The organism is Amycolatopsis aidingensis, from assembly GCF_018885265.1.
GTDB lineage: Bacteria > Actinomycetota > Actinomycetes > Mycobacteriales > Pseudonocardiaceae > Amycolatopsis > Amycolatopsis aidingensis.
This window is the reverse complement of sequence record NZ_CP076538.1, coordinates 3,425,542-3,449,926: the sequence shown is the minus strand read 5'-3', so window position 1 is coordinate 3,449,926 and position 24,385 is coordinate 3,425,542. Positions and strand designations below refer to the sequence as shown.

Here is a 24,385-nt window from a genome sequence, read left to right as displayed (position 1 = left end):
ACCAGCATGCGGACCACCCGGGCACAGCCTGCCGATCCGGCCGGGGACAGCGGCTACCCCGACCATCCGCCGCGGATGGGGTTCTTCACCGACACCTCGGTGTGCATCGGCTGCAAGGCCTGCGAGGTCGCCTGCAAGGAGTGGAACGCCATCCCGGCCGAGGGCCTCGACCTGACCGGGATGTCCTACGACAACACCGGTGGCCTCGGCGCCAACACCTGGCGGCATGTGGCGTTCATCGAGCAGAACAAGCCGGTCACCCGCCCCGATCCCGGGCTGCACCAGGACCAGGACGTGTTCACCATGGCCGAGCGCGGCACCTCCACCGGAGAGGACTTCCGCTGGCTGATGTCCTCGGACGTGTGCAAGCACTGCACGCATGCCGCCTGCCTGGACGTCTGTCCCACCGGTTCCTTGTTCCGCACCGAGTTCGGCGCGGTCGTGGTGCAGGAGGACATCTGCAATGGTTGCGGCTACTGCATTCCGGCCTGTCCGTACGGGGTGATCGACCAGCGCAAGGAGGACGGCAGGGCCTGGAAGTGCACCCTGTGCTACGACCGGCTCGGCGACGGGCTGGAACCGGCCTGCGCCAAGGCCTGTCCCACCGACTCGATCCAGTTCGGACCCCTGGAGGAACTGCGCGAGCGCGCGGGCAGGCGGGTGGAGGAGCTGCACGAGGCCGGGGTGGCCGACGCCCGGCTCTACGGGGCCGACCCGGACGACGGTGTCGGCGGCGACGGCGCGTTCTTCCTGCTGCTGGACGAACCGGAGGTGTACGGCCTGCCACCGGACCCGGTGGTCACCACCCGGGACCTGCCCCGGATGTGGCGGCATGTCGCGGGCGCCGCCGCCGCGCTGCTGGCCGGCACGGCCGCGGCCTTTCTCGGCACGGGCAGGGGCTGAGCATGGCGGGCCGCAGGGGCGGGGAGCAACCCGTGGTGCCGGACACCGAGTTCACCTCCTACTACGGCACCCCGGTGCTGAACCCACCGGTGTGGAAGACCCCGGACATCCCGGGCTACCTCTTCCTCGGCGGCCTGGCCGGGGCGTCCTCGGTGCTCGCCGCCGGCTATCACCGCGCAGGCAGGCACGGGGTGGCCACCGTGGCCAAGACCGGCGCGCTCGGCGCGGTGACCCTGTCGGTCGGCGCGCTGGTACACGACCTCGGGCGGCCGGAACGGTTCCTGAACATGCTGCGCGTGTTCAAGCCGAGCTCGCCAATGAACATCGGCTCCTGGATCCTCACCGGCTACGGGCCGCTGGCCGGAGTGTCCGCGCTGTCCGCGGTCAGCGGGAAGCTGCCCAGGATCGGTGCCGCGGCCACCGCGGGCGCGGCGCTGACCGGGCCGGCGCTGGCCGCCTACACGGCCGCGCTGCTCAGCGACACCGCGGTCCCCGCATGGCATGAGGGTCACCGCGAGCTGCCCTACCTCTTCGTGGGTTCGGGCGCCGTGGCGGCCGCGGGCCTCGGCCTGCTGGCGGCCCCGGCCAGGGCGGTGGCCCCGGCCCGCAATCTCGCGGTCGCGGGCACGGCGCTGGAGCTGGCCGCGTTCCGCCGGATGGAACGGCGCCTCGGCATGGTGGCGGAGCCCTACCGCGGTGGCGGCGCGGGCAGGCTGGTACGGGCGGGCGATGCGCTGTCCGTCGCCGGCGTGGCCTGCGCGGCGCTCGGGCGCCGCAGCCGGCTCCTGCGCGGCCTGGGCGGCGCGGCCCTGCTCGCGGCGTCGGCCTGCACCAAATGGGGCGTGTTCAAGGCGGGCCAGGCATCGGCCGCCGACCCGAAGTACACCGTCATCCCCCAGCGTCAGCGCATCCGCGCCGAAGAGCCCTGAACGTGGCTTTCCGGACATCAGACGTCGCGAACGGCACTTTTGAGACGTCTGACGTCTCGAACGTGGCGTTCAGGGCATTACCCGGCGGGTGTGGTCCGGGAGGTGCTCGGTGTGGCCGTGGACGTCGAGGTGTTCCAGCAGGGGGATGGCGACTCGCCGGGTGGTGTCCAGTGCTTTGCGGGCCTGGCTGACGGTGAACGGCTGGGACAGCCCGGCGAGCACACCGAGAGCCTTGGCCACGACGCCGGGGCCGAGCACGATGCCGTCTCCGATCCGGGTCAGCCTGCCCGCGCGCACCGCGGCCGCGAGCTCCCTGGCGCCGAGGCCGAGTTCGGCGAGCTCGCCCGCCTCCGGGGCGCGGAAGGGCTGGTCGGCTAGCCGCTGTTCCAGCACCTCCACCGCGCGCCGCACCGCGGGGGGCAGCGGCGCGGCCGATGGGTCGTGCACCAGGCCGTCCCGGAGGGTCAGCCCGGTGCCGATGAGCGCCTCCGGCAGCAGCCGCGCCGCGGGCAACCCGAGCCGCTCGCGCAGCGCCTCGGCGGGCATCCCTGGGGCCAGCGGGTTCGCCCGCTGCCACTCGGCCATCTGCCGACGGGCCCTGGCGGGCAGCGCGGACCACAGCGAGGGGTCGGCGACCCAGTCGTGCCGGACCATCCCGGCGGTGGCGGGCAGCCCCATCGCGCGCAGCTGTCCGGCCGGCACGAAACCACGACGCCGCAGCGTCGCCTCGGCCAGATCCGTGGCATCGGCATGCGCGAGCTCCTGCGCCCGTGCCCTGGCGGCGCCCCGGCGGTGTAGCGAGGGCGGGCGGATGTCCAGTACCTCGGCCCCGGCGGCGATACGGTGCCGCCCCGGGTCGCGCAGCAGTCCGACATCGCCAACCCGCAGCGGCAGCCCGGTGCGCAGGGACAGCCGCGCGGTGGTCCTGCCAAGTGCGCGGACCCTGGCCGGTATCGCGGCCGAACCCACGTGCAGCATGACCTCGCGGGGCAGCCAGGCCGGCTCGTCCCCGCGCAGCCGTACGTCCAGCTCGTCGGTCGTCAGCCAGGCGCCGGGCGTCAGCAGGGCCGCTCCCCTGCCGACCGCGGCCGGATCGATGCCGCGTAGGTTGACCGCCACCCGCGCCACGGCCGTGGCGGAGCCCACCTCGGTGCCAAGCGACTGCAGGCCGCGCACCCGCACCCGCTGCGCCTCGCCCGCGACGAGGAGTTCGTCGCCGACCTCGATCGTGCCCTGCGGCAACGTTCCGGTCACCACGGTGCCCGCGCCCCGTACGGTGAACGCGCGGTCCACCCACAGGCGGACATCGGCGGTGCGGTCCGGTTCGGGCAGCCCGCGCGCCAGCGCGTCCAGCTCGGCGCGCAGCCGCGGGAGTCCCTCGCCGGTGCGCCCGCTGACCGCCACCGCCGTCACCGCGCCGAGGCTGGTGCCCGCCAGCTGTTCGCGGGCGGCCTCGGCCACCGGGCCGGGATCGGCACGGTCCGATTTGGTCACCGCCAGCAGGCCGTGCCGCACACCGAGCGCGTCCAGTGCGGCCAGATGCTCCGCCGACTGCGCCATCCAGCCCTCGTCGGCGGCCACCACGAACAGCACCGCGACCACCGGGCCGATCCCGGCCAGCATGTTCGGCACGAATCGCTGGTGGCCGGGAACATCGACGAACGCGAGCCTGCCCGCTGGCACCTCGGTCCAGGCGAACCCCAGCTCGATGGTGAGCCCGCGCCGGTTCTCCTCGGCCAGCCGGTCCGGCCAGGTGCCGGTGAGCCGGTGCACCAGAGTGGACTTGCCATGATCGACGTGTCCCGCCGTGGCTACCACGTACATCGGCGTACCGCCTCGGTGAGCGCCTCGTCCTCCTCCGGATCGACCGTGCGCAGGTCCAGCAGGCAACGGCCGCGCTCCACCCTGCCCACCACCGGCGGCTGCCCGGTACGCAGCCGCTCGGCACAGCCAGGCGGGAGGCTCAGCGCCGCACTCGGCAGCTCCACCCCCGGAGCCCCACCACCGCCGACCGCGGCGCGTGCCGGGGTCACCTCGGCCTCGATGCCGTCCGCGGCCAGAGCCGCCGCGATCCGCTCTGCCCGGGCCCGCACCGTCGCCACCTCGGCCTCCAGGGCGCGCCGCACCGGGGGCCACGGGCCACGCAGGGTCGCCTCCAGCGCGGCCAGGGTCAGCTTGTCCACCCGCAGGGCGCGGGCCACCGGGTGCCTGCGCAGCCGCTCGATGAGGGCGGCCTCCCCCAGCAGCAGGCCGGCCTGCGGGCCGCCGAGCAGCTTGTCGGCACTCGCCGTCACCAGGCTCGCCCCTGCCCGCAGCATGCCTGCGGCGTCCGGTTCCTCCGGCAACGTGGGATGCGGGGCGAGCAGCCCGGACCCGATATCGGCCACCACCGGGACGCCGAGCCCGGCCAGCTCCGCCACCTGCACCGCGCCGGTGAACCCGGTGATCCGGAAGTTCGAGGGGTGCACCTTCAGCAGGAAACCGGTGTCCGGGCCGATGGCCGTCGCGTAGTCCGCCGCCGTGGTGCGGTTGGTCGTACCGACCTCACGCAGCCTGGCCCCGGCACCGGCCAGCAGCTCCGGGATCCGGAAACCGTCCCCGATCTCCACCAGTTCGCCCCTGCTGAGCACGATCTCCTTACCCGGTGCGAGCACCAGCGCGCACAGCAGCAGTGCGGCGGCGTTGTTGTTCACCACATGCACCGCACCCGCCGCGGGCACTGCCTCGGCCAACGCTGCCAGCGCCCCACGACCGCGCCGCGCCCGCTGCCCGCTGGCCAGGTCGAACTCCACATCGGTTGCCCCGCACGCATCGGCCACGGCCTCCCGCGCCGATCCCGACAGCGGCGCCCGCCCCAGATTGGTATGCACCACGACGCCGGTGGCGTTGATCACCGGCCGCAGACCCGCCGCCGTGCGCGGCAACGCGGCCAACGCGGACTCTGCCACCATTTCCGGCTCGATTTCCCCGGCCCTGGCCCGTTCCTGCGCCCGGGTCACCGCCGACCGGACCAGCGCGCGGCCCAGCGCACGCTCGGCGGTGATGAACTCCGGTCTGGCAAGCACCGTGTCCGTGGCCGGGATACGGCGGCGAGGGTCAGTCATCCCGCCACCCGCCGCGCTGGCGGAGGCGGACGGGAATCGAACCCGCCAGCGACGGTGCCCGCCACTCAACGGTTTTGAAGACCGCGCCGACCACCAGGCCGGATACGCCTCCCTGTCCCGCGCCAGCCATTCGCCCATCCTCGCAAGGCACGCCGCGCTTTGCCACCCGGATGGGGGCGAGGAGCATGGAGACATGACCTACCGGCTGACCCAGTACGCGCACGGTGGCGGCTGTGCCTGCAAGATCCCGCCAGGAGAACTGGAGGAGATGGTGAGCAGCCTCGGCGGCAACCGGCCCCAGCTGCCCGCAGGCGAGTTGCTCGTCGGGCTGGAGGCCGGGGACGACGCGGCGGCCGTGCGGGTCCGCGACGACCTCGCGGTCATCGCCACCACCGACTTCTTCACCCCGGTGGTCGACGATCCCTATGACTGGGGCCGGATCGCCGCCGCCAACGCGCTCTCCGACGTCTACGCGATGGGCGGAATCCCGGTGGTGGCGGTGAACCTGCTCGGCTGGCCGCGTGAGGTACTTCCGCTCGAACTGGCCACCGAGACCCTGCGCGGCGGGGTGGACTCCTGTACGCAGGCGGGTTGCCACCTGGCAGGCGGGCACAGCGTGGACGACCCGGAACCGAAGTACGGCCTCGCCGTCACCGGCACGGCCGACCCGGAACGGTTGCTGCGCAACGATGCCGGCTGCCCGGGACTCCCGCTGTCGCTGACCAAACCGCTCGGCATCGGCGTGCTGAACACCCGGCACAAGGCCACCGGGGAACGGTTCGAGGCGGCGATCGCCACGATGACGGCCCTGAACGCGGACGCGGCCGCCACGGCGGTGGCATCCGGAATCCGGTGCGCCACCGATGTCACCGGCTTCGGCCTGCTCGGTCACCTGCACAAGCTGGCACGGGCCAGCGGGGTGACGGCCACGGTGAACGCTGCCGCGGTATCCTATGTGGACGGCGCAAGGGATGCGGTACGCGACGGGTACGTCAGCGGTGGCACCCGCCGCAATCTGGACTGGGTTCGGCCGCACGCCGACCTGGACGCGATTGGTGAACAGGAGGCCCTACTGCTGGCCGACGCGCAGACCTCGGGCGGGCTACTGGTCGCCGGTGAGATCCCCGGCGCTGCGGTCATCGGTGAGCTGACCCCCTCCGGCCCGCACACCGTCGTGGTCCGCTGACCGCGCCTACCGGGTGGCCACCAGGTCGCGCGCGGCCTCGCTGACCGAGGAACGAACCCGCAGGTAGCCGGAAAGCCCGGTGGCGCGGATCGGGCGTAGCACCTCGCGGCGGGTGGAGACCACCGACATGAGCGCGCCGGTCGCCTCGGACCGCTCGGCCGCGTCCACCAGCCGGGACAGACCGGAAGAGCCGAAGAACCGGACCTCGGTCAGGTCGACGATCAGGCCTTCCGGCCGTGCCGACAACGCTTCCTCGATCGGCCCTTCCAGCACCTCGGCATTGCCGAGATCGATCTCGCCGTCGACCCGGACAACGGAGATCGCGTCCAGCCACGCACGCTGAACCACGAGGTCACCCTGCGCCGAAATAGTATTGATCAGCACTGGTTCGTTCCTCTCGCCTACGGTTGACGGACAGTGGGGCGGCCGCTCTGTCACGTGCGCGCCGTGGCCGTGCCGCGCGTGTTCGCACGTCGCAGGGCATCGACCAGTTGCTGCTTGGTCATCGAAGACCGTCCGCGAACGCCCAGCCGGGCGGCCTGCCGGTACAGGGCCTCCTTGCCGGCCGAGGCATCCACGCGCTCCGCCGAGTTGTGCGCCTCGATCCAGTTCCGTTGCGCCGTCGCCGGGGACCGCCTGGGTGCACTCGGCATCATTCCTCCTCGCAGGGCATGGAGATCGGCCTTCGCCCCACCGGGTTACCCCTACCCCGGCTGCTCAAACCGGAGTCGCCCAACATCCAACCCCTGCACCATCACCCGATCGTGTATCGAACATGTGGTCGATAGCACGGTAGTCTGGGGTTGTGACCAGGACCTTCGGCATCGACACCTCCCGCATGAGCGAGGAGGAACTCCTGACCGCGCTGGGCGACCTCGAACAGCAGCGGCGGGCTCTGTATGCCCGGGAGCTGGCGGTCCTGGCCGAGTTGGACGGCCGCGACACCGCGAGCCAGAAGGGGTATCGCGACCTGCCGACGTTGACGCGAGAAATGCTGCGGGTCAACCCGTATGACGCCCGCCAACGGGTGGCCCAGGCGCGGGCGGTGGTGCGGCGCTACGGACCCGGTGGCATACCCCTGGAACCCGACCTGCCCGAAGTGGGCGCCGCCGCGGCCGAGGGCGTAATCGGGCCGGAACACATCGAGACCATCCGCGCCACCGTGGCCCGGTTCCCCCAGCCGGTCAGCCTGCCCGACCGGGAACATGCCGAGGCGCTGCTGACCAAGGCCGCGCGGGAGTACGAACCCCACACCGTCACCGCGCTGGGTAAAGAAATTCTGGCGCGGCTGGACCAGGACGGCACCCCACCCACGGAGGAGGAGCTGGCCCGGCCGGAACGCTCCCTGGACTGGCGCGAAACCCGCGGCGGACGACTCCGCGGCACCTTCGACCTCGACGCCGAAACCGCCGCGGTACTCACCGGGCTGATCGAACCCCGCGCCAAACCCGCCAGCACCACAGACGAACCCGACCGGCGCAGCAAGTACCAACGCCAGGGGGACGCGTTCGCCGACGTGCTGCGCGTGGCAGCGGGGTGCCCGGAGGAAGGGCCCACCGAGGCGGGCGAACCCTTCACCGTCATGGTGACCATCACCCTCGAAGACTTGAAGCACGGCACCGGATACGGGCTGCTGCACGGGCAGGAGTCCTACTCCGCCGCCCAAATCCGGCGGATGGCCTGCGACTCCTACCTCGTGCCCGCCGTCCTGGGCAGCAAAGGCGAAATCCTCGACATCGGACAACGCACACGCGCGGTGCCGCTGGCCATCCGCAGGGCTTTGATTTTGCGGGACCGCGGATGCACCTTCCCCGGCTGCCGCCGGAAACCCAAACAATGCCAGGCCCGTCACGTGATCCACTGGGCTCACGGAGGACCCACCGCGCTATACAACCTGGCCCTGCTGTGCTGGTACCACCACAACCTCATCCACCACACCGACTGGCAAGTCCGCATACGCAACGGACTACCCGAGTTCATCCCACCCGCGTTTCTGGACCCGGAGCGAAGACCCAGACGCAACCTCCTCCACCGCCAAGGTAAGGACGCATGAAACCCGAATGGCGCACGCCTGGTACCGGATATGATTTCCCGGTCCCAGGACAGGCAACCAGGAAGGATCGGAATGCCGACTCAGGATGCCGCCGAACCGACGGAGTTCCCGCACGGCATCGGCAGGGTCGCCCGGCGCGAGCTGGCGCTGCACGGGTACACCCGGTACGACCAGCTGACCGGCGTGTCCTCCGCGGAGCTGCTGCGGATCCATGGCGTGGGACCCAAGGCGATCCGGATCCTCGAGGAGGAGCTGGCCGCCAGGGGCCTCGCCTTCGCCACTCGGTAGCGCCCGGCCGCCGGTTACCGCGTTCCGCTCTGCCGGTCCGGCCACGCCATGCGGCAGCGCCGTGCCCGCCGCCCTGCGATCCACTCGACGTACTCGGCGGGCATGGCACGGGCAGCGCGCTCCTGCAAGATCGGCACGATATTGGACTCCTGCCGATCTTGTTCTACCAGCGCCACCGGCGGAACCTGTTCACGGCACTACCCCCGGCCGGGCTGCCCGTCCCGGCGCTCCGGTTCGTCGCGGGCCTGGGCCCTGCGCTCGGCGCCGGTGATCCCGGTGGCGCCGGTGTCCTCGCCGGCCACCCTGCCGACGAATATCCCGTTCGGGGTCGTGCCGGTGGTGCTGTGCTGGTCGGGCGCCAGCGGATCGGGTCGGCCGCCGAGCGCCCTGGCGGAGCCGGACCGCTCGTTCAGAGCCATGTCCTCCGCCGCTTCCACCCGGGACCGTATCCGCCCGACGAGCGGCCACAGCAGGAACACCAGCAGCGCCAGTGGCATCCCCACCCACACCGGGCCCGACGCGCCGGACCCGATGCCCGTCGCGGTCAGTGCGCCGCCCAGCAACAGGCCCGCCACGGCGGCAGTCACCCATGGGTTACGCCGGATCCATGCCATATCGCTCTCCTCGGGGCCCGGTCAGCTCCGGCTCGGCAGGAACTCCTGTGCCTTGGTCTTTGCTCCCTGCACCAGTACGTGCCAGGCGTTCGGGTCGCCCTTCAACAGCGCTTCCGTAGTGGACTTCAGCTGCTCGAAGGTGGCGTGCGGCGGAATCGGCGGCACCTCGGCGTCGCAGTACACGTCGAGCACGGCCGGACGGTCCGCCGCGAGCACCCGCTCCCAGGCCGCGCCGAGCTGGTCCGGGGAGTCCACCGCGACCGCTTCCAGCCCGAGCCCACGGGCGAAGTCCGCGTAGGACACATCCGGGATGTTCTGCGACTCCTCGAACTTGGGCGCACCCACCATGGCGCGCAGCTCCCAGGTCACCTGGTTCAGGTCGTTGTTGTGGAACACGCACACCACCAGGCGCGGATCGGTCCACAACGGACTGTACCGGGCGATGGTGAGCAGCTCGGCCAGCCCGTTCATCTGCATGGCACCGTCGCCGACCAGCGCCACCGCGGGCCGGTCCGGGAAGGCGAACTTGGCGCCGATGGCGTAGGGCACGCCGGGTCCCATGGTCGCCAGGGTCCCGGAAAGCGAACCGCGCATCCGGCCGCGCATCCGCAGGTTCCTCGCGTACCAGTTGGTGGAGGAACCCGAATCGGCGGTGACCATGGCGTCCTCGGGGATCCGCGGGGACAGCTCGTGCACCACCCGGATCGGGTTCACCGGGTGCGCCTCCAGGTTCGCCTGCTGCTCCATGGTCTCCCACCAGGAGGCGATATTGCCCTTGATGGTGTCCCGCCAGGTGCCGGGGTCCTTGTGCTCCAGCAGCGGGAACAGCGCCCGCAACGTGCCCTTGGCCTCGCCCACCAGGTTCACTTCGGTGGGGAACCGCATGCCGATCATCGAGCCGTCGATGTCGATCTGCACTCCCCGCGCCTGGTCGAAGTCCGGAAGGAACTGGGAGTACGGCAGGTTGGAGCCGACGATGAGCAGGGTGTCGCAGTCCCGCATCAGCTCGTAACTGGGCCGGGTACCGAGCAGCCCGATGGCGCCGGTGACGTACGGCAGGTCGTCGGGCAGCACGTCCTTACCGAGCAGGGCCTTGGCCACCCCGGCCCCGGTGAGGTCGGCGACCTGGGCCAGTTCCTCGGCCGCGTTGCGGGCGCCCTGCCCGGCCAGGATGGCGACCCGCTCCCCCGCGTTCAGCACCTCGGCCGCGCGGGCGAGCTCGTCCTCGGGCGGGGTCACCACGGCCCTTGCGGAGGACGGCGGGCTGGAGGGCACCTGCTTGAACTCGTGCTGCGGTGGCGTGTACTCCTGCTCCTGCAGATCCGCTGGAATGATCACCGCGGTTGGTGCCCGCCGTGCCTCGGCGGTGCGGATGGCGCGGTCCAGCGCGTTCGGCAACTGCTCCGGCACGTTCACCTCGACGAGATACTCCGCGGCGACGTCCTTGAACAGGGCCTGCAGGTCCACCTCCTGCTGGTAGCTGCCGCCCATCGCGCTGCGCGCCACCTGCCCCACGATCGCCACCACCGGCACGTGGTCCAGCTTGGCGTCGTACAGCCCGTTCAGCAGGTGCACCGCGCCGGGGCCGGAGGTGGCCATGCATACCCCGCACCGGCCACTGAACTTGGCGTAACCGACCGCCTGGAAGGCGGCCATCTCCTCGTGCCTGGCCTGGATGAACCGGGGCCGGTTGTCCGCCGCGCCGAAGGCGGCCACGATCCCGTTGATCCCGTCGCCGGGATACCCGAACACCTGCTCGACCCCCCATTCGCGGAGCCGTCGCAGCAGGTGGTCGCCGACCGTCTCGGGCATGTCTGTCCTCCTCGGGCATGGTGGGCACTCGACTGCGGCTACCCGCCACGCGCCGGGTCCAATCCCGCTCCGCGTCGGCCCGAACCGTGCCGGTTTCACCGACCGCCAGGGCGGGCACCCGGTAGCCCGGGAGACAAACGATCATCGACCAGAGACCGCGGGGTCGCGTACCGACCCGCCCGAGCAAGCCGAGGTGAATGCGGTGAGTCACCGGGAGTCGGCAAGCACCGGTTACCCGATCATCAGCGACGGGCTGCCCAGTCAGCTGCCGGACACCGACCCCGCCGAGACCGCGGAGTGGGTGGAGTCCCTGGACGGGGTGGTGGACACCCACGGCACGACCAGGGCCCGTTACCTGATGCTCAGGCTGCTGGAGCGGGCCAGGACCCGCCAGGTCGGCGTTCCCGGGCTGCGCAGCACCGACTACGTGAACACCATCCCGCCGGAGCACGAGCCGGAGTTCCCAGGGGACGAGCATCTGGAGCGCCGCATCCGCGCCTACATCCGGTGGAACGCGGCGATCATGGTGGCCAGGGCGAACCGGCCCGGAATCGGGGTCGGCGGGCATATCGCGACCTACGCCTCGGCGGCCAGCCTGTACGAGGTCGGGTTCAACCACTTCTTCCGCGGTCGAGGCGAGGACGGCTCCGGGGACCAGGTGTTCATCCAGGGGCACGCCTCCCCGGGGATCTACGCCCGGGCCTACCTGGAGGGGCGGCTGAGCGAGGATCAGCTCGACGGGTTCCGGCAGGAGCTCTCCCATCCGGGCGGCGGGCTGCCGTCCTACCCGCACCCGCGGCTGATGCCGGACTTCTGGGAGTACCCGACCGTCACCATGGGCCTTGGCCCCAGCAACGCGATCTACCAGGCCCGGTTCAACCGGTACCTGCGCGACCGCGGCATCCGCGACACCGGGGACTCGCACGTGTGGGCCTTCCTCGGCGACGGCGAGATGGCCGAACCGGAGTCGATCGGGCAGATCGGGGTGGCCGCCCGCGAGCAGCTGGACAACCTGACCTTCGTAATCAACTGCAACCTGCAGCAGCTCGATGGGCCGGTACGGGGAAACGGCAAGATCATCCAGGAACTGGAGGCGCACTTCCGCGGCGCGGGCTGGAACGTACTCAAGGTGGTCTGGGGCCGTGACTGGGATCCCCTGCTCGCCATGGACACCGAAGGAGTGCTGCTGGACAGGATGAACACCACTCCGGACGGGCAGTTCCAGACCTACTCCGCGGAATCCGGCGGGTACATCCGGGAACACTTCTTCGACGACCCGCGGCTGCGCGACCTGATCGCGGACCACTCCGACACCGACCTGGAACGGCTGTCCCGGGGCGGCCACGACTACCGCAAGGTCTATGCCGCCTTCCGCGCCGCGCGGGAGCACACCGGCCAGCCGACGGTCATCCTGGCGCACACCATCAAAGGGTGGACGCTCGGGCCGGACTTCGAGGCACGCAACGCCACGCACCAGATGAAGAAGCTGACCGGCGAGGAACTGGAGACCTTCCGGGACCGGCTGCGCCTGCCGATCTCCGATGCCGAGCTGGACGCCGAACTGCCGCCGTACTGCCACCCCGGCGAGGACTCCGCGGAGCTGGAGTACCTCCGGCGGCGCAGGCGCGAGCTCGGCGGGCCCTTGCCCCGCCGGTCGGTCCGGCCGCGGCGGCTGACCCTGCCGGGCGAGCAGGCGTACCAGGGTCTGCGCCGCGGTTCCGGCTCGAGCCCGGTGGCGACCACCATGGCTTTCGTCCGGCTGCTGCAGGAACTGCTGAAGGACCCCGAGGTCGGTCCCCGGATCGTGCCGATCATCCCGGACGAGGCACGCACCTTCGGGATGGACTCCCTGTTCCCGAAGTGCCGGATCTACTCGCCCGCCGGGATGAGCTACGACTCGGTGGACCGGGAGATGTTGCTGTCCTGGCGGGAATCCAGCAGCGGCCAGCTGCTGCACGAGGGCATCAGCGAGGCGGGCGGCATGGGCTCCGCCATCGCGGCGGGCACCTCCTACGCCACCCACGGCGAACCCATGATCCCGGTCTACGTCTTCTACTCCATGTTCGGCTTCCAGCGCACCGGCGACTTCATCTGGGCGATGGGCGACCAGCTGGGGCGCGGCTTCCTGATCGGAGCCACCGCGGGCCGCACCACGCTCAACGGCGAGGGCCTGCAACACCAGGACGGGCACTCACCCCTGCTGGCTTCCACCAACCCGGCCTGCGTGCACTACGACCCCGCCTGGGGTTTCGAGATCGCGCATATCGTCCGGGACGGGCTGGCCCGGATGTACGGCTCGACCGAACGGCATCCCGATGGCGAGGACGTCTTCTACTACCTCACCGTGTACAACGAGCCGTACCAGCAGCCCGCGGAGACGCCCGAGTCCGAGCGCGGCGAACTGGAGCGCGGGATCCTGCGTGGCCTGTACCGCTACCGGCGTGCCCCGGTCGAGGGCGAAGCGCCGCGGGCCCAGATCCTGGCCTCCGGGGTGGCCATGCCCCTGGCACTTGAGGCGCAGCGCCTGCTGGCCGAGGACTGGGGCGTCGCGGCCGACGTCTGGTCGGCGACCTCCTGGAGCGAGCTGCGCCGCGAGGCCATGGAGTGCGACGAGTGGAACCTGCTGCATCCGGACCAGCCGCGCCGGATCCCCTACGTCACCAGCGCCCTGCGCGAGCAGCCAGGGCCGGTGATCGCGGTCAGCGACTTCATGCGAGCCGTGCCGGACCAGATCGCGCCCTGGCTGGCAAACGACTACCTCTCCCTCGGCACCGACGGCTTCGGCCGTTCCGACCTACGAAGCGCCCTGCGCAGGCATTTCCACATCGACGCCGAGTCGATCGCCGTCGCCGTGCTCGCGATGCGCGGCGACGACGACAGCGGCAGCGCGGACGGGACACCGCGAGAGGCGATCCGGCGCTACCGGCTCGACGCCTGAGTCCCGCCCGCGCGAGTGGTCACCGGGGTGCGGTGCTCCCGCCGAGCCTGCTGATGGTGCCATCGGCGTCCCAGCGCACGGCCGTGGTTCCGGCACTGCCCGTGTCGTAGCCGACGATCACCCCGTGGTCGTTGATCCCCTCGGCCACGCCCGAGCCGCCGCCCGGCAAGGTGGCCAGCGCGTGCACCGAACCGTCCCGGTCCCAGCGCACCGGGTGCAGGCTGGCGCGGTCCGGGGTGGTGGTGTAGCCGACGGTCACCCCGTCCTCGTTGATCGCCGAGGCCGAGCTCACGGTGTCACCGGGGAGGGTGGCCAGCCGGGTCAGCGTGCCGGCGGCATCCCAGCGCACCGCGTGCCCGTTGCCGTCCGCGCCCTCGGCCTCGCCGATCACGGTGCCGTCCCTGCTGATACCCAAGGCATAGCTGCTGCCACCGCCGGGCAGCCCGGGCAGGATCGTGGCGGCACCGGTGTCGCTCCACCGCACCGCCTGGGTCCGGGCGGTGCCGGGTCCGGAGCCGTCCACCCGCAGGTATCCGGCGACGGTGCCCGCGTCGTTCACCGCCCGCGCGGTGGCCCGGTCGTAGCCGGATGGGGTGTCCAACCTGGTCAGCCTGCCCGCGCGGTCCCAGCGCACCGCGGAACCCGAGGTGAAACCGGCGATGTCACCGACGACCACCCCGTTGTCGTTCACGGCGTGGGCCGCGCTGTAGACCGAGCTGTGCCCACCCAGCTCGTTGATCGTGCCATCGGCGTCCCAGCGCACCGCCACCTGATCCTGGTCGCCGACGAAGTCGGTGCCGACGATCACCCCGGCGTCGTTGATCCCGTTGGCGTGGGTGACGATGCTGTTCGGAAGGGTCTCCAGTAGACCGCGGGTGCCATCGGCATCCCACCGGGCCGCCTGGTAACCGACGCTACCGATGACGACCCCGCCGTCGTTGATCGCGTACGCGGCGGTTCGCTCGGCCGCCACGGCGGCCGGGGCCGCGGTGGCCAGGCCCGCGGTCACCGCCAGCGTCGCGATCACGCCAGCCACGATTCGCATTCGCATGTCCCTTCTGATATCCGACGAAATCGGGAAACGGATTCCGGCAGCCGCCCACAATGGGCGGGCTTTCGCCGTTCGAACATGACCCCAGTAGTCAATGATTTCACTATCCTTGCCCACCCGTTCCCTGTCAACACCACGAAGATCACTACCCGAGAATTCCGAAATACGCCCGTTCGGCGGTAGAAAATCTCCACGAACATCGGGAAAAGGGTGCGCCAATCCGGGCATGAGTCTTGGCGGTGCACCTCGCCGGTGCCAGGCTTTACGCTATGGTTGCCGACCGCAAACCGGATCAGGTCACGGCACAATTGGACGCGCTCTCGCGGCCCGGTCCCGGCCTGGATTTGGATGCGACCCTGCGCCGGATCGTGCATGCCGCGATCGAGCTGGTGGACTGCCGCTACGGGGCGCTGGGGTGCTGGCCCCGGACGGGGAGGGGCTGGCCGAGTTCGTCTACGAGGGCATCGACGAGCACACCCGGCAGCAGATCGGGGACCTGCCCGAAGGGCACGGCCTGCTCGGCCTGCTCATCCAGCAGCCCAAACCGATCCGGCTGGACGAGATCTCCGACCATCCGGCCTCGGCCGGGTTCCCGGCACACCACCCGCCGATGCACAGCTTCCTCGGCGTCCCGGTGCGCGTGCGCGACCAGGTCTTCGGCAACCTCTACCTCACCGAAAAGAACGGCGGGCAGGCCTTCACCGAGGACGACGAGGTAGTGGTACAGGCGCTGGCCGCCGCGGCCGGGATCGCGGTGGAAAACGCCCGCCTGTACGAAGAGGCCCGGCTACGCCAGCAATGGCAGGAGGCCACCAGCGAGATCCGCGCCGAACTCCTCGCCGCCGCCCACACCACCGACGTCCTGCACCTCATCGCCAACCGCGCCCTCGCCCTCACCGCAGCCGACTACACGTTCATCGCGCTGCCCCCGGATCCCGAACAACCCGCCCCGAGGTCGGCGAGCTGGTCATCACCGTCCACGCGGGCGCGGACGTCCACGACCTGACCGGCAAGCGCATCCCGGTCGGTGAATCCACCTCCGGCACCACCTTCCGCGACACCACACCCCGCCGCGTCACCGAACTGGCCTACCCGCTCACCGACGGCACCAACGCCGAGTTCGGCCCGGCGCTGGTGCTGCCCCTGCGCTCCTCAGCCGAATCGGTCTTCGGAGTACTGGTCGTGGTACGCCGACCGGGCAAGCCTGTCTTCACCCCGGAGCAGCTGGCCATGGCCGCCGCCTTCGCCGAACAGGCCGCACTCGCCCTGCAACTGGCCGACGACCAGCGCAGGCTGCACGAACTACAGGTACTCGGCGACCGCGACCGCATCGCCCGCGACCTGCACGACCACGTCATCCAACGCCTCTTCGCCCTCGGCCTCGGCCTGCAAAGCGCCCGCCAGCGGGCCCGCAATCCGGACCTGCGGCTGCGGCTCGGCGCGCTGGTCGAGGACGCCCAGAGCATCATCGGCGAGATCCGCTCCGCCATCTTCGACCTGCACGGCGAGACCGGCGGCGGCTACCTTGGCAGGCAGCTGCACGAGGCCGTCGCCGAGCTCACGGCCGGAACCAGCCTGCAGACCACCGTGCGCATGTCCGGCCCCCTCGGTGTCATCTCGGCCGGGCTGGGCGAGCACGCCGAGGCCGTGGTACGCGAGGCACTGGCCAACACCGTCCGGCACGCCGGTGCCACGGCGGTCGCGGTCCTGGTGTCGGCGGCGGACGAGCTGACCGTGGAGGTCACCGACGACGGCACCGGGATTCCGGCGGACGCCGGGCACCGTGGGCTGCGCGACCTTGCCGGGCGCGCCACCCGCTCGAACGGGACCATGACCCTCACCGCCCCGCCCGGCGGGGGCACCCGGCTTGTCTGGACGGCGCCACTGGCCTGACCCGCCGCCTGCGAATCAGTCGCCGGCCAGTTCCCTCAGCCCGGTATGCAGGGCCGGGCCCGCGGCCAGCAACCCGTGCCGTTCCTCGGCCGGGCGCAGCGTGCTGACCACCGCCCCGGCCTCGGCGGCAATGAGCGCGCCCGCGGCCCAGTCCCAGTGCGAAAGCTCGTCCTCGAGGAAAGCGTCGACCCTGCCCGCGGCCAGCGCGCAGAGGTCCCCGGCGCAGGTGCCGGTGCGCCGGATGTCGCGCACGGCAGGCAACAGCCCGGTCACCAGCCTGGCCTGCCGTTCCCTTGACCGCGGGTGGTAGGAGAACCCGGTACCGACCAGCGCCCGCTCCAGCGGAACCGGATCGTTCACCCGCAGCCGCCGCTCGCCGAGAAAGGCACCACCACCGCGCACCGCGTGGAAGGTCTCCCCGAGCACCGGGTCCACCACAACACCGGCCACGGCACCGTCGGCGTCCTCCACCGCCACACTCACCGCCCAGCCCGCGCGCTGGTAGAGGTAGTTCACGGTGCCGTCCAGCGGGTCGATCACCCACCGGTACCCGCTCGTCCCGGCGAGCAGGGTGCCCTCCTCCGCCAGTACGGCGTCCTCGGGACGCCACCGGCGCAGCAGGTTCACCACGGTCCGCTCGGCGGCATGATCGGCCTCGGTGACCGGGTCGGTGGGGCTGGACTTGGTGGCGGCCTGCCGTACCCCCGCCTGCCGGGCACGCAGCTGCCTGCCCGCCGCCTCCCCGGCGAGCAGCGCGGTCCGGAGGAGTTCCGCTGCGATCTCGCCCACTACTTCACCGCTCCGAGGGACAGCCCGCGCACCAGCCATTTCTGCGCGGCCCAGCCGGCAAGGATCACCGGCAGTGCCGCCATGGTGGAGGCCGCCGAGAGGCGAGCCCAGAACAGCCCCTCGCTGGTGATGAAGCCGACCAGGAACACCGGCACGGTGGGCGCCTGGGTCGCGGTCAGGCTGACCGCGAAGAAGAACTCGTTCCAGGCGAAGATGAAGCAGATCAGCGCGGTCGCGGCCAGGCCGGGCGCGATCATCGGGAGGATGATCCGCCGCATCTCGGTGGTGCGGGACGCGCCGTCCACCCTGGCGGCCTCCAGCACCTCGCTGGGGATCTCGATCAGGAAGGACCGGATCATCCACACCGCGATGGGCAGGTTCATCACGGTGTAGACCAGCGCCAGCATCGTCACGTTGTCGAGCAGGTTCAGGTTCTTCGCGATGATGTACAACGGCAGGATGATCGCCACCACCGGCATCATCCGGGTGGAGATGAAGAAGAACAGCGAGTCCCGCCAGCGCGGGATCTTCGCCAGGGAAAGCGCATAGGCCGCCGGGGTGCCCAGCACGATCACCAGCGCCGTGGAGATGAGCGTCGCGCTCAGTGAGTTCAGGAAGTACGGACCGAAGTCCCGGCCGAGGATCGCCCGGTACTGCTCGAGGGTCGGCTCGAAGAAGAACGTCGGCGGGTCCGTGGAGGCCTGTGACTCCTGTTTGAACCCGGTGAGGAACATCCACAGCACCGGGAAGAACACGATCAGGCCCACCGCCCAGGCCAGCAGCGCCAGCCATGGGCTGCCGAACCTGCGCCTGCGGCGCCGGGGCTGACCGGTCCCGGCGCCGCCGGTGCCGGAGCCGGTATCCCGCCGGGTCGCGGGCCGCGGGGACGCGGGTGCCAGATGCGACACGCTCATCCCTCCTCTCGGAACAGGCGGGAGATGACCCGCAGCGCGAAGGTGGCGATCACGATGGTCGCCACGACGACGATGACCCCGGCCGCGGCCGACTCGCCGACATCGAACGCGCGGAAGGTCTGCTGGTAGATGAAGTACGGCAGGTTGGTGGTCGCCTGCCCAGGGCCACCCTGGGTGATCATGAAGATCGCGTCGAAGGTCTGCACGATGAAGATCGACCCGAGCAGGATCGCCAGCTCGATGAACTGCCGCAGGTGCGGCATGGTGATCTGCCAGAAGGTGGCCCAGCCGCCCGCGCCGTCCACCTTGGCGGCCTCGAGCACCTCCGGCGACTGGCTCTGCAGGCCGGCCAACACGATCAGCATCATGAACGGGGTCCACTGCCAGGTCAGCACCAGGATGACCGAGGCCATCGGGAACTGGCTGACCCAGTCGAGATCCTCCACGCCGAACGGGGACAGCACCCAGTTGAGCATCCCGAACACCGCGTTGAACATGGAGGTTTTCCACAGCAGCGCGGCCGCTGTCGGCATCACGAGGAACGGGGTGATCAGCAGGGTACGCACGATGCTGCGGCCGAAGAACTTCTTGTCCAGTAACACCGCGAGCGCGGTACCGCATATGATCGAGAACAGCACTGTGCCCGCGGTCAGCACGACCGTGTTGAGCACCGCGTTGCGGAACAATCCGTCGGTGAACACCTTCGCGTAGTTGTCCAGCCCGACGAACTCGGTCGATCCAGGGCGCAGCAGGTTCTGCGAGAACAGGCTGTAGTAGAGCGTCACCAGCAGCGGGATCTGCGTCAGCAGGATGACGATGGCCAGCGCGGGCAGCAGCGGCCCGCGCAGCTTCCAGCGGGTCGCCGCGCTGGGTTTACGGGGGGCACGGCGGCGCCCCGGAAGGGACGCCGCCGTGGCGAGATCGGCACTCATTACTTGTACCCGCCCTCCTTGGCGGTCTCCTCGGCGTACCGCTGGGCCTTCACCAGCGCCTCGTCAACGGACTGCTGACCCGCGATGGCCGCGGAGATCTCCTGGGAGACCTTCGTCCCCAGATCCTGGAACTCCGGGATCGCGACGTACTGCACCCCGGTCCACGGCTGCGGGTGCACCCCGGGCTGGTTGACGTCCACGTTCTGGATCGCGTCCAGGGTCGGCTCTGCGAACTGGCCCGCCGCCTCCTGGTACTCCGGGATGTCGTAGGTGGACAGCCTGCTGCCCGGCGGCACCCTTGTCCAGCCGAGCTCCTCGCCGACCAGCCGGTGGTACTCCTTCGATGTCGCCCAGGAGATGAACTCCCACGCGGCGTCCTTGGCGTCCGAGGTCTGCGGGATCGCCAGCGACCACGCCCACAGCCAGCCCGCGTGGTCGGTCTGCACCGTCGGCGCCGGTGCGTACCCGATCTTGCCAGCCACCTTGCTGGTGCTGGAGTCCTCCAGCGAACCGGCGGCCACCGTGGCGTCGTACCACATGGCGGAGTTGCCCTGCGCCATCGAAGTCAGGCACTCGGAGAAGCCGGAGTTCGGCGCACCCGGCTGCCCGTGCTCGCGCACCAGGTCCACATAGAACTGGACCGCTTCCTTGACCTGCGGGGAATCCAGCTTGGCGTTCCAGTTCTCGTCGTACCACTGGCCGCCGTAGGTCAGGATCATCGAGTTGAGCGGGGCCAGCACCTCGCCCCAGCCGGGCAGCCCGCGCAGGCAGATCCCGGCCCGCTGCTGCGCGTCGTCGTCCAGCTTCGCGGCGAAACCGGCGACGTCCTCCCAGGTCGGCTGCTCGGGCATGGTGAGCCCGGCCTGCTTGAACAGATCCTTGCGGTACATCAGGAACGACGACTCGCCGTAGAACGGGGCGGCGTACATCTGGTCCTCGAAGGACAGCGCCTCCCGCACCGGGCCGATGATGTCCCCGGCATCGTAGTCACCCTGGCTCGCGTACTCGTCCAGCCCGGTCAGCCAGCCGTTCTCCGCCCAGATGGGCGTCTCGTAGGTGCCGATGGTGACCACGTCGTACTGGCCCGCCTGCGTCGCGATGTCCTGCGTGACGCGGTCCCGCAGCTCGTTCTCCGGCAGCGTCACGAACTCGATGTTGATGTCCGGATGCTGCTCGTTGAACTTGGGTGTCAGCTTCTCGATGTCCTGCATCTGCGGGTTGGCGACCGTCGCGATGGTCACGGTCGCGCCCTCACCCCCCGAGTCACCGCCACCGCCGGCGCCGGCGCAGGAACTCGCCAGCAGCGCGACGGTGGCCGCGGCGGAGATCCCGAGCACGTGACGGCGTCCCGTCCCCCGGAAACCAAATGCCATGATGTCCTCCGTCTTGCTCATATGAGCACTTCCTTGTACATGTGAGCGACGGGGAAAGTGAACTTCGCGGGACAAACTCGGTCAAGAGGGTATGCCATAACGAAATTTTGGTGCTCATCTGAGCGATTCTCGACCCTGGCTCACCGTTAATCGTCCACCGGTTCCGCATGTCCACAGTGGAAACACGACCCCGGACTCCGGAGGGGTCATCCCTCCGGAGCCTCGAGCACCTCGCAGTTCACTCGGCGCCGCACTTGACGCCCCAGCCTGCTGGATATCGGACTGGGGCAATCCCCAGGAACCCGGAAGTCTTGACTTTCAAAGGTGAGACCAAGTACACAGTAGTACTTACAGATGCTTTGGGTGGTAAAGCCACATGTATGCGGAAGAACGCCAACACCTCGTGGACGGCGCCCGCCGGCCGGGCGACGCACCGGAACCGGAGCAGACGAGCGCACCCCGGCGCCACGATCCGATCCGGTGGCCGGACGGCGATCCACAGATGAGCATCGGCGACCTTCCCTGCCTGCGGAGCCACCGGTACGTTCGCCCTGGTACCTCGCCACCCGGTACCCGACCACCTTCGTGATCACCACACGGGCCACACCAGGTGCACGGACGGAGCAAGCCGATGACCAGTATCGCTGAACTCAAGCATTTGCAGGGCACTGGCGCGCGGGCAAGGGTGCAGCGCTTCGGCCGCTACCTGGCCGGAATGATCATGCCGAACATCGGCGCCTTCATTGCCTGGGGCCTGATCACCGCGCTGTTCATCCCGGAAGGCTGGCTGCCGAACGAGACGCTGGGCGCCCTGGTCGGCCCGATGCTCAGCACCCTGCTGCCGCTGCTGATCGGCTACACCGGTGGCCGGATGGTGCACGGGCAACGCGGCGCGGTGATCGGCGCGGTGGCCACGATGGGCGTGGTGGTCGGCACCGAGGCCCCGATGTTCCTCGGCGCGATGATCATCGCGCCGATCGCCGCGCTGCTGCTGAAGTGGTTCGACCGGCTGGTCGACGGCCGGATCAAGACCGGCTTCGAGATGCTGGTCAACAACTTCAGCCTCGGCATTCTCGGCGCGGGCATGGCGCTGCTGGGACTGGCCGCCGTGGGACCGATGATCGAGGCGCTGACCGAGGCCGCGGGTACCGGCGTGGACGCGCTGATCACGAACAACCTGCTGCCGCTGGTGTCGCTCATCGTGGAACCGGCCAAGGTGCTGTTCCTGAACAACGCGATCAACCACGGCGTGCTCGGCACCCTCGGCGCGGCCGAGGTGTCCGGGGCGGGCCAGTCGATGCTGTTCATGATCGAGACGAACCCCGGTCCCGGACTCGGCATCCTGACCGCGTTCCTCCTTTTCGGACCGCGCACGATGCGGCCAACCGTCCCCGGCGCCATGATCATCCACTTCCTCGGTGGCATCCACGAGATCTACTTCCCGTACGTGCTGATGAAGCCGCGCCTGCTGCTTGCGGCGATCGCGGGCGGCATGGCCGGTGTGGCCACCGCGATGATGACCAACTCGGGCCTGCTCGCCACCCCGGCTCCCGGCAGTGTCTTCGCCTACCTCGCGGTGACCCCACGCGGCGGGCATCTCAGCGTGCTGCTGTGCATCGTGGTCGCCGCGGTGGTGGCGTTCGTGTTCGCCGCCGCCCTGCTCGGGTTCGGCCGCGCCCAGAACGAGGCGATCACCACGCCGGAGGTCACGCCCGCGGCGGGCGCGCCGCGGCAGACCCGGGTCGGCGCCGCGCCGGGCGAGCGGTCCGAACCGGAGCGGGCCGGCCCTGTTGTCCGCGCGGACACCCTGACCAGGCTCGTGGTCGCCTGCGACGCCGGGATGGGCAGCAGCATGATGCTCACCGGCCAGCTGCGTAAACGGCTGGAACCACATGGTGTGCGGGTGGAGGCGGTTTCGGTGCACGAGATCCCGGCGGACGCGCTGCTGGTGCTCACGCACGCCGAGCTGGCCGACCGGGCACGGGCATCCGCGCCGCAAGCGGTGGTGGTCGAGTTCCACTCGTTCCTCAAGGACCCGGCCTTCGACCGGATCGAGGCCGCGATCAAGGATGGTAAGGAGCTTCGTGGCTGACTCGAGACCAGCTCAGGACGTGTTGCCGAAGGACAGTATCCGGCTCGGGCTGACCGCGGCCGACAAGTGGGACGCGATCGCCCAGTGCGGCGCCCTGCTGACCGAGATCGGCGCGGTGGAGCCGGGCTACCCGCAGACCATGCTGGAACGCGAGCGGTCGGTTTCCACCTACATCGGCGAGGGGGTGGCGATCCCGCACGGCACCGACGCCGCCAGGGCGCTGGTGCGGCACACCGCCCTTGGCGTGCTGCAGTTCCCCGGCGGGGTGGACTGGGATACCGGCACCCCGGTGCGGGTGTGCGTGGCCATCGCGGCCAGGGGCGAGGAGCACGTGGCCGTGCTCTCCGCCCTGGCGGAGGTCCTGCTCGACGCCGAACGGGCCGAGCTGCTGCGCGGCACGACCAGTGTGGACACCGTGCACGAGTTGCTGGGTTCGGTGCGGAAAGGGGCAGGCGCATGAGGGTCGCACGGTTCTACGCGCCAGGGGACCTGCGACTGGAGGATGCCGAGTGGCGGCCGCTCGGCCCGCGGGAGGTCCGGATCCGGGTCCGGCACTGCTCCACCTGCGGGACCGACGTGAAGATCTTCAACCACGGCCACCACCATCTGGTGCCGCCGAGGGTGATCGGGCACGAGATCGCGGGCGAGGTGGTGGAGACCGGGCCGGAGGTCCACGGCGGCTGGGCCGCCGGGGACCGGGTGCAGGTGATCGCCGCAGTGCCCTGTGGCACCTGCCAGGACTGCACGGGCGACCGGATGACGATCTGCCCGAACCAGACCTCGGTCGGCTATCACTACGACGGCGGGTTCGCCGAGTATCTGGTGGTGCCGGTGCAGGTACTGGCGGTGGACGGGCTGAACCGCATTCCGGACGGGGTCGGTTTCGCCGAGGCCTCGGTGGCCGAGCCGCTTGCCTGCGTGCTCAACGGCCAGGAGCTGGCCGGGGTCGGTACCGGGGACGAGGTGGTGGTGATCGGGGCCGGTCCGGTCGGCTGCATGCATGTACGGCTCGCCCGCGCGCGTGGTGCGGCCAAGGTGTTCCTGGTGGAGCTGAGCCGGTCCAGGCTGGACATGTCGGCCGCCGTGGTCGAGCCGGACGCGGCGATCTGCGGGTCCGATGTGGACGTGGTGGACGAGGTGCTCGAGCTGACCGAAGGGCGCGGGGCCGATGTGGTGATCACCGCGGCGGCCTCCGGTGCGGCGCAGGAGGACGCGCAGCGGATGACCGCCCGCCGCGGCCGGATCAGCCTGTTCGGCGGCCTGCCCAAGGACAAGCCGACGATCACGCTGGACGCGAACCTTGTGCACTACCGCGAGCTGAGCATCGTGGGGGCCAACGGTTCCACCCCTGCGCACAACAAACGGGCGCTGGAGCTGATCGCGAGCGGTGCGGTTGCGGTGCGGGACCTGATCACCCATACCCTGCCACTGGACCGGCTGCCCGAGGCCATCCGGCTGGTGGCCAGCGGCGAGGCGATCAAGGTGAGCATCGAGCCGTGAAGGCGGGCAGGCCG

22 protein-coding genes and 1 tRNA gene are annotated in these 24,385 nt (G+C 70.5%); 11 read left to right on the top strand and 12 right to left on the bottom strand.

Features of this window, described 5'->3' with window-relative positions:
* Positions 1-6: 6 nt before the first annotated feature.
* Positions 7-903, top strand: a complete 897-nt coding sequence (locus tag KOI47_RS15870) for a 4Fe-4S dicluster domain-containing protein (protein ID WP_408629940.1) — start codon at positions 7-9, stop codon at positions 901-903.
* A 2-nt stretch (positions 904-905) separates the two neighbouring features.
* Positions 906-1,832 (top strand): NrfD/PsrC family molybdoenzyme membrane anchor subunit, encoded by a 927-nt coding sequence (nrfD, locus tag KOI47_RS15865; protein WP_216216711.1) that lies wholly within the window; start codon positions 906-908, stop codon positions 1,830-1,832.
* Between the two features lie 69 nt (positions 1,833-1,901).
* On the opposite strand, the gene selB is transcribed toward nrfD, so the two are convergent.
* The 3 genes from selB to KOI47_RS15850 form a co-directional block, all read right to left on the bottom strand.
* On the bottom strand, positions 1,902-3,656 hold the full coding sequence (selB, locus tag KOI47_RS15860; RefSeq protein WP_216216710.1) for a selenocysteine-specific translation elongation factor: 1,755 nt from the start codon (positions 3,654-3,656) through the stop codon (positions 1,902-1,904).
* Complete coding sequence (selA, locus tag KOI47_RS15855) at positions 3,644-4,936, bottom strand: L-seryl-tRNA(Sec) selenium transferase (protein WP_216216709.1); 1,293 nt, start codon at positions 4,934-4,936, stop codon at positions 3,644-3,646. The genes selB and selA overlap by 13 nt, the downstream gene beginning before the upstream one ends.
* A gap of 17 nt (positions 4,937-4,953) precedes the next feature.
* A tRNA-Sec gene (locus KOI47_RS15850) sits at positions 4,954-5,048 on the bottom strand.
* Positions 5,049-5,129: 81 nt separating this feature from the next.
* On the opposite strand from KOI47_RS15850, the gene selD reads away from it, so the two are divergent.
* A complete protein-coding gene (gene selD, locus KOI47_RS15845) occupies positions 5,130-6,122 on the top strand; it encodes a selenide, water dikinase SelD (RefSeq protein ID WP_216216708.1) in 993 nt (330 codons plus the stop codon).
* A 6-nt stretch (positions 6,123-6,128) separates the two neighbouring features.
* Here selD and KOI47_RS15840 read toward each other — a convergent pair whose 3' ends face one another.
* Positions 6,129-6,470 carry an anti-sigma factor antagonist gene (locus tag KOI47_RS15840; protein ID WP_216216707.1) on the bottom strand — a complete coding sequence of 114 codons (342 nt, stop codon included), beginning with the start codon at positions 6,468-6,470 and terminating at the stop codon, positions 6,129-6,131.
* A gap of 86 nt (positions 6,471-6,556) precedes the next feature.
* The gene (locus tag KOI47_RS15835) at positions 6,557-6,775 is read right to left on the bottom strand and encodes a Rho termination factor N-terminal domain-containing protein (protein WP_232376768.1); all 219 of its coding nucleotides are present in this window, start codon (positions 6,773-6,775) and stop codon (positions 6,557-6,559) included.
* Between the two features lie 152 nt (positions 6,776-6,927).
* Between KOI47_RS15835 and KOI47_RS15830 the strand changes: the two genes are divergently transcribed.
* Positions 6,928-8,175, top strand: coding sequence for an HNH endonuclease signature motif containing protein (locus tag KOI47_RS15830; RefSeq protein WP_216216705.1), 1,248 nt, complete (start codon positions 6,928-6,930; stop codon positions 8,173-8,175).
* A 72-nt stretch (positions 8,176-8,247) separates the two neighbouring features.
* The gene (locus tag KOI47_RS15825; protein WP_216216704.1) at positions 8,248-8,463 is read left to right on the top strand and encodes a helix-hairpin-helix domain-containing protein; all 216 of its coding nucleotides are present in this window, start codon (positions 8,248-8,250) and stop codon (positions 8,461-8,463) included.
* A 197-nt stretch (positions 8,464-8,660) separates the two neighbouring features.
* Here KOI47_RS15825 and KOI47_RS15820 read toward each other — a convergent pair whose 3' ends face one another.
* Complete coding sequence (locus KOI47_RS15820; RefSeq protein ID WP_216216703.1) at positions 8,661-9,077, bottom strand: hypothetical protein; 417 nt, start codon at positions 9,075-9,077, stop codon at positions 8,661-8,663.
* Positions 9,078-9,098: 21 nt separating this feature from the next.
* Positions 9,099-10,889 carry a thiamine pyrophosphate-requiring protein gene (locus KOI47_RS15815; protein ID WP_216216702.1) on the bottom strand — a complete coding sequence of 597 codons (1,791 nt, stop codon included), beginning with the start codon at positions 10,887-10,889 and terminating at the stop codon, positions 9,099-9,101.
* A 193-nt stretch (positions 10,890-11,082) separates the two neighbouring features.
* Between KOI47_RS15815 and aceE the strand changes: the two genes are divergently transcribed.
* Positions 11,083-13,827: a pyruvate dehydrogenase (acetyl-transferring), homodimeric type gene (aceE, locus tag KOI47_RS15810; protein ID WP_216216701.1), complete on the top strand. Its 2,745-nt coding sequence runs from the start codon at positions 11,083-11,085 to the stop codon at positions 13,825-13,827.
* 19 nt (positions 13,828-13,846) lie between these two features.
* On the opposite strand, the gene KOI47_RS15805 is transcribed toward aceE, so the two are convergent.
* Entirely contained in the window at positions 13,847-14,872 is a 1,026-nt protein-coding gene (locus KOI47_RS15805) for a hypothetical protein (protein ID WP_216216700.1), read from the bottom strand.
* 421 nt (positions 14,873-15,293) lie between these two features.
* Between KOI47_RS15805 and KOI47_RS36405 the strand changes: the two genes are divergently transcribed.
* Both KOI47_RS36405 and KOI47_RS36400 read left to right on the top strand, forming a co-directional pair.
* Positions 15,294-15,884 carry a GAF domain-containing protein gene (locus tag KOI47_RS36405; protein ID WP_408629912.1) on the top strand — a complete coding sequence of 197 codons (591 nt, stop codon included), beginning with the start codon at positions 15,294-15,296 and terminating at the stop codon, positions 15,882-15,884.
* A complete protein-coding gene (locus KOI47_RS36400) occupies positions 15,842-16,771 on the top strand; it encodes a sensor histidine kinase (protein WP_408629939.1) in 930 nt (309 codons plus the stop codon). Before KOI47_RS36405 ends, KOI47_RS36400 begins: the two co-directional genes overlap by 43 nt.
* Positions 16,772-16,786: 15 nt before the next feature.
* Here the strand turns inward: KOI47_RS36400 and KOI47_RS15795 are convergent, their stop codons facing one another.
* Genes KOI47_RS15795 through KOI47_RS15780 form a run of 4 tightly spaced genes read right to left on the bottom strand, consistent with a single transcriptional unit; the run spans position 16,787 to position 20,800 of the window.
* A complete protein-coding gene (locus KOI47_RS15795; RefSeq protein WP_232376767.1) occupies positions 16,787-17,560 on the bottom strand; it encodes an inositol monophosphatase family protein in 774 nt (257 codons plus the stop codon).
* Complete coding sequence (locus tag KOI47_RS15790; RefSeq protein WP_216216698.1) at positions 17,560-18,474, bottom strand: carbohydrate ABC transporter permease; 915 nt, start codon at positions 18,472-18,474, stop codon at positions 17,560-17,562. Before KOI47_RS15790 ends, KOI47_RS15795 begins: the two co-directional genes overlap by 1 nt.
* The gene (locus tag KOI47_RS15785) at positions 18,471-19,406 is read right to left on the bottom strand and encodes a carbohydrate ABC transporter permease (protein WP_216216697.1); all 936 of its coding nucleotides are present in this window, start codon (positions 19,404-19,406) and stop codon (positions 18,471-18,473) included. The genes KOI47_RS15790 and KOI47_RS15785 overlap by 4 nt, the downstream gene beginning before the upstream one ends.
* Positions 19,406-20,800: an ABC transporter substrate-binding protein gene (locus KOI47_RS15780; protein ID WP_232376766.1), complete on the bottom strand. Its 1,395-nt coding sequence runs from the start codon at positions 20,798-20,800 to the stop codon at positions 19,406-19,408. Before KOI47_RS15780 ends, KOI47_RS15785 begins: the two co-directional genes overlap by 1 nt.
* A 610-nt stretch (positions 20,801-21,410) precedes the next feature.
* On the opposite strand from KOI47_RS15780, the gene KOI47_RS15775 reads away from it, so the two are divergent.
* Genes KOI47_RS15775 through KOI47_RS15765 form a run of 3 tightly spaced genes read left to right on the top strand, consistent with a single transcriptional unit; the run spans position 21,411 to position 24,371 of the window.
* Positions 21,411-22,871, top strand: coding sequence for a PTS mannitol transporter subunit IICB (locus KOI47_RS15775; protein WP_216216696.1), 1,461 nt, complete (start codon positions 21,411-21,413; stop codon positions 22,869-22,871).
* The gene (locus KOI47_RS15770) at positions 22,864-23,331 is read left to right on the top strand and encodes a PTS sugar transporter subunit IIA (protein ID WP_232376765.1); all 468 of its coding nucleotides are present in this window, start codon (positions 22,864-22,866) and stop codon (positions 23,329-23,331) included. Before KOI47_RS15775 ends, KOI47_RS15770 begins: the two co-directional genes overlap by 8 nt.
* The gene (locus tag KOI47_RS15765; protein WP_216216694.1) at positions 23,328-24,371 is read left to right on the top strand and encodes a zinc-dependent dehydrogenase; all 1,044 of its coding nucleotides are present in this window, start codon (positions 23,328-23,330) and stop codon (positions 24,369-24,371) included. The genes KOI47_RS15770 and KOI47_RS15765 overlap by 4 nt, the downstream gene beginning before the upstream one ends.
* Positions 24,372-24,385: the final 14 nt, after the last annotated feature.

Bases quoted from the DNA above. Each gene is read 5' to 3' on its own strand.
- KOI47_RS15870 (WP_408629940.1), top strand. From the start codon at position 7: ATGCGGACCACCCGGGCACAGCCTGCCGATCCGGCCGGGGACAGCGGC.
- nrfD (WP_216216711.1), top strand. From the start codon at position 906: ATGGCGGGCCGCAGGGGCGGGGAGCAACCCGTGGTGCCGGACACCGAG.
- selB (WP_216216710.1), bottom strand. From the start codon at position 3,656: ATGTACGTGGTAGCCACGGCGGGACACGTCGATCATGGCAAGTCCACT.
- selA (WP_216216709.1), bottom strand. From the start codon at position 4,936: ATGACTGACCCTCGCCGCCGTATCCCGGCCACGGACACGGTGCTTGCC.
- selD (WP_216216708.1), top strand. From the start codon at position 5,130: ATGACCTACCGGCTGACCCAGTACGCGCACGGTGGCGGCTGTGCCTGC.
- KOI47_RS15835 (WP_232376768.1), bottom strand. From the start codon at position 6,775: ATGCCGAGTGCACCCAGGCGGTCCCCGGCGACGGCGCAACGGAACTGG.
- KOI47_RS15825 (WP_216216704.1), top strand. From the start codon at position 8,248: ATGCCGACTCAGGATGCCGCCGAACCGACGGAGTTCCCGCACGGCATC.
- KOI47_RS15820 (WP_216216703.1), bottom strand. From the start codon at position 9,077: ATGGCATGGATCCGGCGTAACCCATGGGTGACTGCCGCCGTGGCGGGC.
- KOI47_RS15815 (WP_216216702.1), bottom strand. From the start codon at position 10,889: ATGCCCGAGACGGTCGGCGACCACCTGCTGCGACGGCTCCGCGAATGG.
- KOI47_RS15805 (WP_216216700.1), bottom strand. From the start codon at position 14,872: ATGCGAATCGTGGCTGGCGTGATCGCGACGCTGGCGGTGACCGCGGGC.
- KOI47_RS15790 (WP_216216698.1), bottom strand. From the start codon at position 18,474: ATGAGCGTGTCGCATCTGGCACCCGCGTCCCCGCGGCCCGCGACCCGG.
- KOI47_RS15785 (WP_216216697.1), bottom strand. From the start codon at position 19,406: ATGAGTGCCGATCTCGCCACGGCGGCGTCCCTTCCGGGGCGCCGCCGT.
- KOI47_RS15780 (WP_232376766.1), bottom strand. From the start codon at position 20,800: ATGAGCAAGACGGAGGACATCATGGCATTTGGTTTCCGGGGGACGGGA.
- KOI47_RS15775 (WP_216216696.1), top strand. From the start codon at position 21,411: ATGACCAGTATCGCTGAACTCAAGCATTTGCAGGGCACTGGCGCGCGG.
- KOI47_RS15765 (WP_216216694.1), top strand. From the start codon at position 23,328: ATGAGGGTCGCACGGTTCTACGCGCCAGGGGACCTGCGACTGGAGGAT.